The 11,910-nt window shown below is 59.9% G+C and carries 11 protein-coding genes, 2 tRNA genes and 1 pseudogene; 8 read left to right on the forward strand and 6 right to left on the reverse strand.

Going from position 1 to position 11,910, the window contains the following annotated elements; genetic code table 11:
- Window positions 1-164, forward strand: a pseudogene (locus tag HMPREF2875_RS13560) (IS256 family transposase); the annotation flags it as partial.
- Window positions 165-455: 291 nt separating this feature from the next.
- Here HMPREF2875_RS13560 and HMPREF2875_RS10915 read toward each other — a convergent pair.
- Together HMPREF2875_RS10915 and orn are read right to left on the reverse strand one after the other, a co-directional pair.
- Window positions 456-528 (reverse strand) — tRNA-His (locus HMPREF2875_RS10915).
- Between the two features lie 49 nt (window positions 529-577).
- Window positions 578-1,210, reverse strand: coding sequence for an oligoribonuclease (gene orn / locus HMPREF2875_RS10920; protein WP_070673096.1), 633 nt, complete (start codon window positions 1,208-1,210; stop codon window positions 578-580).
- A 292-nt stretch (window positions 1,211-1,502) separates the two neighbouring features.
- Here orn and HMPREF2875_RS10925 point away from each other — a divergent pair, with 292 nt between their 5' ends.
- Complete coding sequence (locus tag HMPREF2875_RS10925) at window positions 1,503-3,047, forward strand: alanine/glycine:cation symporter family protein (RefSeq protein ID WP_070673098.1); 1,545 nt, start codon at window positions 1,503-1,505, stop codon at window positions 3,045-3,047.
- A 59-nt stretch (window positions 3,048-3,106) separates the two neighbouring features.
- Here the strand turns inward: HMPREF2875_RS10925 and cmrA are convergent, their stop codons facing one another.
- Complete coding sequence (cmrA, locus tag HMPREF2875_RS10930; protein WP_070673100.1) at window positions 3,107-3,919, reverse strand: mycolate reductase; 813 nt, start codon at window positions 3,917-3,919, stop codon at window positions 3,107-3,109.
- A 120-nt stretch (window positions 3,920-4,039) separates the two neighbouring features.
- On the opposite strand from cmrA, the gene HMPREF2875_RS10935 reads away from it, so the two are divergent.
- A complete protein-coding gene (locus HMPREF2875_RS10935; protein ID WP_070673102.1) occupies window positions 4,040-4,225 on the forward strand; it encodes a PspC domain-containing protein in 186 nt (61 codons plus the stop codon).
- Here HMPREF2875_RS10935 and HMPREF2875_RS10940 read toward each other — a convergent pair whose 3' ends face one another.
- The 3 genes from HMPREF2875_RS10940 to HMPREF2875_RS10950 form a co-directional block, all read right to left on the reverse strand.
- Entirely contained in the window at window positions 4,226-4,873 is a 648-nt protein-coding gene (locus HMPREF2875_RS10940; protein WP_070673104.1) for a hypothetical protein, read from the reverse strand.
- 79 nt (window positions 4,874-4,952) lie between these two features.
- Window positions 4,953-5,026: transfer RNA gene (locus HMPREF2875_RS10945), tRNA-Arg, on the reverse strand.
- 42 nt (window positions 5,027-5,068) lie between these two features.
- Window positions 5,069-5,995, reverse strand: a complete 927-nt coding sequence (locus HMPREF2875_RS10950; RefSeq protein ID WP_070673106.1) for a LysR family transcriptional regulator — start codon at window positions 5,993-5,995, stop codon at window positions 5,069-5,071.
- 76 nt (window positions 5,996-6,071) lie between these two features.
- Between HMPREF2875_RS10950 and HMPREF2875_RS10955 the strand changes: the two genes are divergently transcribed.
- The 5 genes from HMPREF2875_RS10955 to HMPREF2875_RS10975 all read left to right on the forward strand — a co-directional run bounded on the left by HMPREF2875_RS10955 (window position 6,072) and on the right by HMPREF2875_RS10975 (window position 11,886).
- A complete protein-coding gene (locus tag HMPREF2875_RS10955; RefSeq protein ID WP_070673108.1) occupies window positions 6,072-8,156 on the forward strand; it encodes a bifunctional copper resistance protein CopD/cytochrome c oxidase assembly protein in 2,085 nt (694 codons plus the stop codon).
- A gap of 186 nt (window positions 8,157-8,342) precedes the next feature.
- The gene (locus HMPREF2875_RS10960) at window positions 8,343-8,942 is read left to right on the forward strand and encodes a single-stranded DNA-binding protein (protein WP_070673109.1); all 600 of its coding nucleotides are present in this window, start codon (window positions 8,343-8,345) and stop codon (window positions 8,940-8,942) included.
- An 83-nt stretch (window positions 8,943-9,025) separates the two neighbouring features.
- Window positions 9,026-10,696: an energy-dependent translational throttle protein EttA gene (ettA, locus tag HMPREF2875_RS10965; protein WP_070673111.1), complete on the forward strand. Its 1,671-nt coding sequence runs from the start codon at window positions 9,026-9,028 to the stop codon at window positions 10,694-10,696.
- Between the two features lie 68 nt (window positions 10,697-10,764).
- The gene (locus tag HMPREF2875_RS10970; protein ID WP_070673113.1) at window positions 10,765-11,226 is read left to right on the forward strand and encodes an acyl-CoA thioesterase; all 462 of its coding nucleotides are present in this window, start codon (window positions 10,765-10,767) and stop codon (window positions 11,224-11,226) included.
- Between the two features lie 3 nt (window positions 11,227-11,229).
- Window positions 11,230-11,886, forward strand: coding sequence for a DUF8185 domain-containing protein (locus tag HMPREF2875_RS10975; protein ID WP_070673115.1), 657 nt, complete (start codon window positions 11,230-11,232; stop codon window positions 11,884-11,886).
- The last annotated feature ends 24 nt before the right edge of the window (window positions 11,887-11,910 follow it).

The following is an 11,910-nucleotide window of genomic DNA, read 5'->3' on the forward strand; positions in this document are numbered from 1 at the left end:
ACTTCGGACGCCAAGGAGAAAAAGCAGCACGCGCAGCCTGGGCAAAAGAAGAACTTAAACGACGCGGCCACCCCGACGGGAGACCAGCCACATTTGACACCCACATCGACAGTGAATGGAACCCCAGCTTAGGCGTAAGAAAAGGCTGGGCCGGACGCTCCTAAATCCACACGAAATGTCCCTTAGTGCGACACGCCGCAAATCCACACGAAATGTCCCTTAAGCCTGCGCTTCGGCGCTGCCTCTTTAGCTTGGCCAGCCATCGTTATCACTGTCCTTTGAAAACTTGAGTTGCTGTGTGGGCGGAAGCCTACACACTATCCAATTAGGTAAGGCTAACATACTCAAGTCCGGCTGGTTGTGGGGCTTGGTGGCGCGCGGGTGCGGTGGTGCTGGGGCTCAATGCAAAAAGTTGACCCCGCATCCTGCTCAAGCAGAATGCGGGGTCTATTCGGGGTGGCTGACGGGGCTCGAACCCGCGACACCCAGGATCACAACCTGGTGCTCTACCAGCTGAACTACAGCCACCATCGTTGCCTGAAAGCAACGAGATACAGGTTAACCCACGCCGGTGATTTTACAAAAACGCCTGGTAATCCGTGGTCGTGTCAGCCTTCAGTTGCTCCGCTTCCTCGCTCGTAGGGCCTTCATCGGTGCGGAACACGCTGCGGCGGTAAAAGTCGAGCTCGCGGATGGACTCGATGATGTCCTGCAAGGCTCGATGCGCCATGCCCTTATCGGGCTGGTTGAAATAGGCCCGCGGGTGCCAGCGCCGCGCAAGCTCCTTAATCGTCGAGACGTCAATCATGCGATAGTGCAGGGCTTTATCCAAGCGCGGCATGTAGGTGCGGATGAACATGCGGTCGGTGGCGATGGAATTTCCGGCCAGCGGAGCGGGGTGGTTGGGGTCGCAGTGCTTCTCGACGAGCCTCAGTACCGCTTCCTCTGCCTCTTCAATCGTCACGGTGGATTCGCGAATCTCCTTGTCGAGGCCAGACTTGGCGTGCATCGTGGCGACGAAGTTATCCATCTGGTCCAACTCGTCCTCGGTGGCGTGGACTACGAGGTCGAGGCCTTCGTCCAGGATGGTGAGCTCGGCGTCGGTAACTACGGCAGCGACCTCCACTATGACGTGGCGCTTGGGGTCGAGTCCGGTCATCTCCAAGTCAATCCAGACAAGGCGGTCATTCTTGGTAGGGATTTCACTCATGGCTCCCACCTTAGTTTCCTCCCTTGTAGCGGCCTTCTTGGCAGGGCTCAGGGCGCTATCGGGGGTGCCTAAGGGGGTGAATAGTGGCCGCATGTTTAGGTTTTCTCAAGGCGGTGGGGTAGGTCACCTTAATCGATGTGAGCTGGGGGTTTGCTGTGCATGGGTGCGTGGACGCGGAGCGGCGGTCGAAGTTTTTCATGATTCTACTCACGAAAGCATTAGGTGATGAGCCATGATGAATCCAGCCCGAAAAGTGACGGCACTCACAAATCCCGAAGGACGGTTTCCTCCGATGTCAGGCTTTATCGACACACTCAACGCAGTAATTTGGTCGCCCGTGTTGGTCTTCCTGTGCCTTGGCGCAGGTATTTACTTCACCGTGGTGACCAAGTTTCTTCAAATCCGCTGCATCCCCGACATGATCAAGCAGCTCAAGGACGGCGAAAGCTCCGAATCCGGAGTTTCCTCCTTCCAGTCCCTCATGATTTCCCTAGCCGGCCGCGTCGGCGTGGGTAATATTTCCGGTGTTGCTACCGCTATCGCCTTCGGTGGTCCAGGTGCGGTGTTCTGGATGTGGGCCGTGGCGCTGCTGGGCTCTGCGACGTCCTTCATTGAATGTACGTTGGCACAGGTCTACAAGGAGAAGGACCAGGACACCGGTGAGTACCGCGGTGGCCCAGCCTACTACATTGAGAAAGCCTACAAGCACACCAAAGCGGGCCCCTTCATGCTGGTCTACGGCTGTGTCTTCGCCGTCGCCATGATTCTGGCCACCAGCTACTTCCTACCGGCTATTCAGGCCAACGGTGTAGCCGCGGCCGTCGATAATGCATGGGGTATTAGCGTTGGTTGGTCCGCCGTCGTCCTCGCAGGCGTGCTCGCCATCATCATCGTGGGTGGCGTCAAGCGCATCGCCAACTTCGCTTCCCTCGTTGTTCCGTTCATGGCTGGTGCCTACATCCTCTTCGCCATCATCATTCTCTTTGTGAACTTCAGCCAGATCCCCGAGGTCTTCGGCATGATCTTCAAGTCCGCCTTCGGTGCAGAGCAAGCTTTCTCCGGCCTTTTAGGCTCTGCCATCATGTGGGGTGTGAAGCGCGGTATTTACTCCAACGAGGCCGGCCAGGGTACGGGCCCGCAGTCCGCAGCTGCTGCCGAAGTGTCCCACCCGGCGAAGCAGGGCTTCGTTCAGGCCTTCGCGGTGTACATCGATACCCTCTTCGTGTGTTCCGCTACCGCGTTCATCATCATCTCCACTGACATGTACAAGGTCTTTGAGAACGAATCCGAGGACGGTCCGGTGCGCTACGCCGGTGCGATTCCGGACGATATTGCAGTCGGCCCGGGCTATGTTCAGCACGGCCTCGACACTCTGCTCTCTGGTTTCGGTCCAACCTTCATTGCCATTGCTATTGCGTTCTTCGCCTTCACTACGGTGCTGGCTTACTACTACATGGCGGAAGTTAACCTCACCTACTTCAACCGTTGGATCAAGAACAAGGTCGCCCGTCGAACTCTGGTGTGGGTACTGCGCGTACTGCTTGTAGGTTCCGTGGTTATCGGCGCTACTTCTACTCCGGGTGCTGCCTGGGCTCTAGGTGATATCGGTGTGGGCGCAACTGCCTGGCTTAACATCATCGCGATTCTCTTCCTGCAAATCCCGGCACTCAAGTGCCTCAAGGACTACAGCGCGCAGAAGAAGGCCGGCAAGGACCCGCAGTTCGACCCCGAGGCGCTCGGAATCAAGAACGCCGAGTTCTGGGTAGAGCGCAAGCTCGCTCGCGAGGAGGCCGCGCAGAAGGCCATTGCACAGGACGCCCCGTTGCAGGGTAAGTAACCCCGCACGCACTACGGCGCCCTACTCTCGGCAAGAGAGGGGGGCGCCTCTGGTGCGTTTTAGGCCATCTTGGAATAGAAGCTGCCGATGAGCGGCGCAGCAATCGGCGTAGGGACGATCTTGCCCAGCGCATTCATGGCCTTCGACAGCGGCCCGGGAACCACTCGGCGCTGGTTGCGGGCCATAGCCTCGAGAGTCTCCTCAGAGCAAGACTCGTATGTGGTCCACAGGAAGTCTGGTACCACCTTGTCCACGATGGATTGCTCTTCCTCCGGAATGACGGCGTCGCGAACCGGCCCAGGGGCGAGCAGCGTGCAACTAACGCCCGTGCCCTTCAGCTCGTAGTGCAGCGCCTCCGTGAAAGCATTGACGCCGGCTTTGGTGAACACATAGGTGGCGTTGTTGGGAATGGAGACGTTGCCGGCAGCCGAACCAACGTTGCAGATAGCGCCGCTGCGTCGTGGCAGCATCTGGTCAAGTGCGGCGCGGGTCAAACGGTGCACGGCCTTCGCATTGAGATCGAATTGGCGCGTCTCGTAGTCCCAGTCTTGGTCCATGAACTTGCCAAAGCTGGCGATGCCCGCCGAGTTGACGATGATGGAGATTTCTTTGCCCGACATGAAGTCGATGACCCGGGAGACGTCGGCAGCCTCGGAGAGGTCGGCGGCCAGTGCGATGGCGTCGACCTCGTGGCGGGAACGCAGCTCCGCAGCGATGGACTCCAAGACATCCTTGCGGCGGGCAACAAGAATGACGTTGTAGCCGCGTGCCGCTAAATCCTTGGCCATTGCGGCACCGATGCCTTGGCTAGCGCCAGTAAGCAGGGCATAGGACGTGCGGGTAGGGGCAGGCAGTCCGGGTGAATGAGCCATGGTGAAACGGCGTCCTTTCTCTGAGGTCAAAGTTTCCACCCAGAGTAGAGGAAAATCAGGGTTTTTCCCGATACCCTTCCCCACACTCGTTCTGAATAATAGAAAGGGAAAGGAGGCATCATGAACAACCAACGCCTAACTCGTTCCACGACCGACACGATGATTGGAGGTGTCTGCGGTGGCATCGCGGAGACCTACGATCTTGATCCGACTCTGGTGCGCGTGCTCTTCGTTGTAGCCACACTCTTGGGTTTCTCTGGAATCTTGCTTTACCTCATTCTGTGGGTTGTCATTCCCATCCAGTAATTACTGAAGCGGACCCATTCCCATAAAGCTCTTCCACAGTCCCCATTCCTCCTGCAAGCGCGGGAGGGCGGAGGGCGGGGTAGCGGTGCCGTCGATAAGCGTGGCGTCCATCATGCGCACACCGTTGTCGAAGAAGAGCGCCGCATGCCCCGCCGCACCGTAGCGCAGCAAGGGCACGAGGTTGAGTCCGTCGAAGGACAGTGCGGCGTTCGGACGCACGTCAAGGCCAGCGATGGCCGCCAGCGTCGGCGCAAGGTCCAACGGGGATACTAGCTCGATGCTCTCGCCGTCCTCCGCTACACCAGGCCACAACAGCGACATCGGCGCGGTGCCATCCTCGCTGGTCTGCAGCGAACACACTGCCACGACACCGTCGAGTGATGCCACCGCGGCGGGGTCCGGTTGTTCGAGGAGCCGGAACACGTTCTGCGCGGCAGAAACCTCGTCGGTGTCCTGCCGAATCTCATAGCCCGCTTCCTCGAAGACCTCCGTGATGCGTGTGGTTGCGCCGCGTTGCGGATATTGGCCGGTGAGTACTCCTCGGCGCGACTGGGCATAGCTTTCCGACGGCGCCCATGCATTCCGAAAGCGCTTCCCCCTCAGCGCAGTGTCTGGGGCATGGTCAAACGTGGCGAGAGTGATATCCATACTTCTCAGCATAAGTGAGAGCGAGAAAGAGCCACTTCTAACCGCCCATTAAAGCGGCAAAAAGTGGCTCTGACCTGCGTGCCCCCAGCAGGACTCGAACCCGCGACACATGGGGTAGAAACCCACTGCTCTAATCCGCTGAGCTATGGAGGCGTACCGAGACATCATAACGCAGCACGTCACTGAGCCGGAAACCTAGCTCGCTGGGGGAAGCTCGGAGGAGGTGTCCAGGAGGACGTCGAGAAGCGTCTGCGCCGCCGGGGTCAGCGCCCGGTCTGCGCGGTGGATGAGCAGGGCCTGCATCGACGGCAGGTGCTCCTCGATGCGCCGGAAGTGCACTCCCCGCTGGCCCAAAGCCTGGGCGGTGTGGGGCATGAGGCTGATGCCGTAGTCGCCCGCCACGAGCGGCAGGCCCGTCTGCAGAGTCGAGACCTCTTGCACGGTGGCTGGCTTGCACTCAGGGGCAGTGGACCACAGGTGGTCTAGCAGCTCCGGCAGCCCGCTCAGCTCCGTCCAACGCTGCGGCAGCAGCCACGTCTCTGCCGTTAGCGTAGACAGGCGCACCGGGTCCGGCAGGTGGGACAAACGTTGGGGGAGCGCCACGCGGAATTCCATATCCGTCGCGCGGTTAATAGCCAGCTGCTCCCCGTAGAGGTGTTGGAATCGCTGCGGATTGGTGCTGGGGATGATGCCAATCTCTACGGTGCCCTCCAGAACGCGCTTGAGAGTCTCGGTGGGCTCCACATCACTGAGAGAGACGTTGACTTGTGGCGCGCGCTCGCGCATGCGCCTCAGTACCGAGGGCATAAACAGCCAGTTAAACTCAGGCGCCGAGCACAAGGTCACCGACCCTGCGTTTCCCGCTGCAATCTCCGCTAGCCGCGAGGTGGCTGTAGCCAGAAGCGTGTCGACGGAGGTGGCTACTCCATAAAGGAACTCGCCAGCCTCCGTAGTCTTAACGCCACTGCGCCCGCGGGAAAGTAATTTGACGTTGAGGTCCTCCTCAAGCCTGCGAACGGTCAGGCTTAATGATGGCTGCGTAAGCCGCAGCGTCTCCGCAGCCTGCGTGAACGAACCGTGGTCCACGATGGTGCGAAAATGGTGAAGCTGACGAGAGTCCATGAGTGCAGACTACCCTATTGCTGAGACTTTGCTGCCTTTTAGGTAAGAGAGAAGAAGGGGCGGTACACTGCCCACTATGCACGAAGAGAAAGATAACTCCAGCTCACAGGGCCAACAAGCGCCTGTGACGGCGGTCGCACCATCAGGTCCGCGGGCCCAATCTTCCCGCCTTCTCAATCTTTCTTTTGTCGTTTTTGCGGGTCTTGTCGGCGGAATTATCTCGCTGTTTTTCCTTGCGGACTCGCTCGCGGCGCTGGGCATCCCTGACCCAGGCCGAATCACCACCTTCGGCCTTCCCTTCTTCCGTGCAGCCGCGTGGATGTTGATGGCGCTTTCTATTGGCTCGTTCATGGCCAGTGCTTTCTTCATCTACCCGGCCGTGCCAGATAAGGACAATGATCAGCTCATTCGGGCCGGTCTTACCGTTGACGGCCACATTGCCGCCCGCACCGGCGCCTGGGCGGCCGTGGGCGCCGCCGTAGTGTCCTTGCTTGAGGTTCCCCTCGTGATGTCAGACCTGACAGGCACGCCCATTGCCCAGGTGCTCAACCCGGAGCTGATGGGCATGGCGGTGGGGCAGATTGCGGCGTCGCAAGTCTGGCTACTGACCGCCGGTATTGCCGCTCTTGTTGCCCTCGTCGGCTTCCTTGCCCGCACGTGGGCAGGGCAAGTAGGTGCGTTTTTCCTGTCGTTGCTCCTTACTGTTCCGCTCGGGATGGAGGGCCACTCCGCGGCTGGCGGTGACCACGACTATGGCACGAATTCCCTGCTTATCCACCTCTTCTTTATTATGTTGTGGGTCGGTGGGCTCATGGGGCTTATCGCCCATGGCCGCCGCCTCGGCCCCGACATGGATGTGGCGGTGCGTCGCTACTCCTCGGTGGCGCTGTTTTCTATCGTGGCTCTCGCTGCGACAGGCGTGGTCAATGCCTTCATTCGGGTGGAGCTGAGTGATCTGTTCTCCACGCGGTATGGTCTGCTCGTGTTGAGCAAAGCCGTGCTCACCGTGGTACTCGCGGCGGTCGGCTACGTGCATCGAAGCATTACCATTCCGCAGCTTAAGCGTTCCCCGCGCCTGTTCATTAGGGTATCCATCGTGGAGGTTGCCATTATGGCCGCCACCGTGGGCGTGGCTATTTCCATGGGCCGCACCCCACCACCGCCCCCACGTGACCCGAACCTGAATGCCATGCAGATCCTGGTGGGCTATGAGCTTTTCGACGCCCCCACCTTCTCCAACGTGTGGACCATGTTCCGCTTTGACCTCATGTTTGGCTCACTGGGCCTCGTCCTCGCGGGCTTCTACCTTTATGCGTTGTGGCGCCTCAAGCGCCGCGGCCTCACGTGGTCGGCTGAGCGTACCGCCTGGTTCCTGGTGGGTTCGCTGGGCATGACGTTCATTTTGAGTAACGGCATCGGCTTGTACATGCCGGCGCTGTATTCCATGCACATGCTCGTGCACATGATCCTTTCCATGGCCATCCCTTTGTGCCTGGTCTTGGGCGCGCCGGTCACGCTCATGATGGAGGCTTTTGAGCCGGGGGCGCCTGGCAAGCCAACGCTTCACGACGCCGCTGTGGCCCTCACCAAGTCCCGTACCCTGCGTTTTCTCACGCACCCAGCAGTCAATGTTCTGCAGTTCCTGACGTTCCTCTACGTGCTCTACCTTTTCCCGAGCTTCTATGAGGTTGCCATCTCAGAACATGCCGGGCACGTCATCATGAACTGGGTCTTTCTGATTTCCGGCTACATCTACTACTGGGAGGTTATCGGCCCTGATCCGCTGCCGTGGCGCGCGCCGACGAGGATTCGTCTGGCCATCCTTTTCTTCTCGATGCCGCTGCACCTTTTTGCCGGTGTCTACCTCATGCAGATGCAGTCCATCCTGGGCTTGGAGTTTTATGAGTCGTTGAACCTGCCGTGGGACCCGGACCTTGTCAAGGATCAGCGCACCGGTGGCGGTATTTCATGGGGCTTCGGCCAGTTCCCGCTGGTGGTGGTGTTTGGCAAGCTGTTTATCGACTGGCTCCGTGAGGACCGTGCCCAGGCCCGCCGATATGATGCGAAGGCCGACGTCGATGGCGATGCTGACCTGGAGAGCTACAATGCCATGCTCAAGCAGATGAGCGAAGGGGATGACGCGGGTTTCCGCCCGCACTAATGGTGTAGCGGCCTGTGAGTTTTGGGGCCTAAAACCCCTACTTTGTTGACGTTTACAACAAGTTATCCACAGGTTTTCGGCGAGGGTATTGCGGGCGCTGTGGGACGTGGCAATGATGCGAATCAAGGGAGGCCTTTAACGCCTCCTTACACACACACCATCACGAACCACGTAAAGGATCCCGCAATGTCGCAATATCCCATTTCACTGACCGGACGCCTGACAAGCGATCCACACCTGACCAAAATCAGCGAGACGATGTACAAAACCCGTTTCCGCATCGCCTCCTCCCGCAGCGTTCCTGAGACCACCGAGGAGGGCAAGACCATCTGGCGTGAGCTCGACCTCAACTTTATCGATGCCGAAGTCTGGGGCCAGTGCGCCATCAACGTCAAGAAATCACTGAGCAAAGGTATGCCCGTCTTTGTCATGGGCTCTATCGTCACCGACCAATGGAAGGACCCGCAGGGTGGCAATCGTTCCAAGACGTACATTAAGGCCGGCCATGTGGGCTTAGACCTTAACCGTTTCATTATTACATCGGTAAAGATCGGCACCCCTTATGGAGAAGACGGCGCGGAGCAGTTGTGGTTGGGGGAGAACCCGCCGGTGCCGGACGTGGACCATACGGCGTCGGACAGCGCGGCATCGTCGTCGGAACAGACGGACCCCATGCCTGAGGCGCTACGGGCCGCCGAAGATACCCCGCAGGACACGGCCGCTGACCGCCAACAGGCGCAGAGCTCCGCGGAAGAGATTTCAGAGCCGGAGGAGGTCATGGTCTAACCAGGCCGGGGCACCGTCAGCGCCCATGTGATGTAGTCTTTGTACTGTTATTTACCATTCCTGACAGAAGCAAAGGGTGAAACATGGGCGAGTTCATCTACACGATGAAAAACGTGCGCAAGGCCATCGGTGACAAAGTCATTTTGGACAATGTCACTATGGCCTTCTACCCGGGCGCCAAGATTGGCGTCGTGGGCCCCAACGGTGCAGGTAAGTCCTCGATCCTGAAGATCATGGCCGGCCTTGACCAGCCCTCCAATGGTGAGGCCTTTATCGATCCGGGTAAGACCGTGGGCATCCTCCTCCAGGAGCCGCCGCTCAATGAGGAGAAGACGGTTCGCGAGAACGTCGAGGAAGGCCTCGGTGAGATTTTTGAAAAGAAACAGCGCTTCGAGCAGATCGCTGAGGAGATGGCTACCAACTACTCCGACGAGCTCATGGAGGAAATGGGCAAGCTGCAGGAGGAGCTGGACCACGCCGATGCCTGGGAGGTTGACTCCAAGATTGAGCAGGCCATGGAAGCCCTGCGCTGCCCGCCGTCCGATGACCCAGTGACCAACCTCTCCGGTGGTGAGCGTCGCCGCGTGGCCTTGGCCAAGCTGCTGCTCAGTGAGCCGGACCTGCTGCTTCTCGACGAGCCCACGAACCACCTTGACGCCGAGTCCGTCCAGTGGCTGGAGAAGCACCTTGAGTCCTACCCAGGCGCTGTCCTGGCCGTGACCCACGACCGCTACTTCCTCGACCACGTCGCGGGCTGGATCTGTGAGGTTGACCGCGGCAAGCTCTACCCCTACGAGGGCAACTACTCCACCTACTTGGAGAAGAAGGCCGAGCGCCTCGAGGTGGCCGGCGCCAAGGACAAGAAGCTGCAGAAGCGCCTGAAGGACGAGCTCGCCTGGGTTCGCTCCGGTGCCAAGGCTCGCCAGGCTAAGAACAAGGCCCGTCTCCAGCGCTACGAGGAGATGGCGGCCGAGGCCGAGCAGTACAAGAAGCTCGACTTCGAAGAGATTCAGATTCCGACCCCGCCGCGTCTGGGTAACAAGGTCGTGGAGGTTGAGAACCTGACCAAGGGCTTTGATGGCCGTGTCCTCATCAAGGACCTGTCCTTCACCCTGCCGCGCAACGGCATCGTCGGTGTCATTGGCCCGAACGGTGTGGGTAAGTCCACCCTGTTCAAGACCATCGTGGGCCTGGAGCAGCCGGATTCCGGAACTGTTACCGTCGGTGAGACCGTCAAGCTGTCCTACGTGGACCAGGGCCGTGAGAACATCGACCCCGAGGCCACCGTGTGGGAGGTCGTCTCCGGCGGACTGGACTACATCCACGTTGGCCAGAACGAGATGCCCTCGCGTGCGTACCTGTCGGCCTTCGGCTTTAAGGGCCCGGACCAGCAGAAGCCGTCCAAGGTTCTGTCCGGTGGTGAGCGCAACCGCCTGAACTTGGCGCTGACGCTCAAGGAGGGCGGCAACCTGATCCTCCTCGATGAGCCGACTAACGATTTGGACGTCGAAACCCTTGGCTCCCTTGAGAACGCTCTGGAGAAGTTCCCGGGCTGTGCGGTGGTCATTTCCCACGATCGCTGGTTCCTCGACCGCACCTGTACCCACATCTTGGCGTGGGAGGGCAACGTTGCTGAAGGCCAGTGGTTCTGGTTCGAGGGCAACTTCGGTGATTACGAGAAGAACAAGGTCGAGCGTCTCGGCGAAGAGGCAGCTCGCCCGTCCCGCGTGACGCACCGCAAGCTCAGCCGCTAGGTTAAGCCCCTTGCCCAGCCGGTAGGCGCTGCCTTGGCGCCTGCCTAAACCTCAGGAAGGAACCTGGAATGTCCGCTCAGAATGTCGTGTCAGAGGAAACCACTGATAACGTCCATGCGCTGACCGTTGGTGTGCGATGGTCGGACTTCGACATGTATGGCCACATGATGAACGCCAACTTTATTGAACTGGCGCAGGAAGCGCGCTTGGCGTTCGCCATGCACAACTTCTACTCGCGCGGCGTCAACATGGTGGCCTTCGTCCGCCACATTGAGGCCGATTATGTACGCCCGATTAAGTGGGACGGCCGCCACGGCACGGTGACGGTGGAAACCACGGTTGTGCGCTTGGGCCGCACGTCCTTTACCACGCGTCAGAAGATCAAGGACTCCCAGGGACAGGTTGCCTGCGTTATCGACTGTGTCCAAGTCACCATCGACCCGCAGACGCAGATGCCGCGCGAGGTGAGCGAGGAGGAGCGCAACATTATCCTCGAGCATGCTGTCGTTGAGCTGGATGATAACGCCTAGACCATGGTCGGTGAAACGCTCGAAGTGAGTGGTGGTGGGGTAGGGCTGCGTGCCCTGCTCACCCGCGCGATTGGGCTCGATGCTTCGGCGTCGGTGCGCCTGCGCCAGCACGACGATGCCCACGCCGAGGTGTTTGTCACCACGCCTTTTGAGGTTGTGGCCTCCCGCCGCGTCGAAGGCACGGTGGGGCGTGACGGTGCGGTGGTCTCAGCGCAGTCGCTTCTCGACGCCCTCGAGACCTCCCCCGACCCCGACCTCCTCGGCGAGCCCGTGGAGCTACAACTCGGACCCGCCCGTGATCCCTCGTGGCCCGGTGCGCTGCCGCCGCAGGACGGTTTTGTGGAGATCGATTCGCTTCCCGTGACGGTCGTGCGTGAGCTTGCGGATCAGGGCCAGCAGTTAGCCCGCCAATTCTCTGGCCCGATGGGTCCGCCGTCAAGCCTGCTCAATCAAACCGTCATCACGGTAGAAAACGGGGAGGACAAGGTTGAAATCCCCATGCGGATGATTTTCGCCTGCACCAACTTGGGACTCATCCCAGGGTTTGCTGCCCCCATGGATGTGCCTCGCCACCTGCGCGTTGCCGGAAAAGGCCGTTGGGTGCGCGTGGATGCTCCTTTTGGCAGCGTCTATCATTCGACGCGCCTGTCCCTTTTCTAGCGCGTGGTGGCAAAGCCACGACGC

The sequence above is a fragment of the Corynebacterium sp. HMSC078H07 genome (assembly GCF_001812805.1).
Classification (GTDB): domain Bacteria; phylum Actinomycetota; class Actinomycetes; order Mycobacteriales; family Mycobacteriaceae; genus Corynebacterium.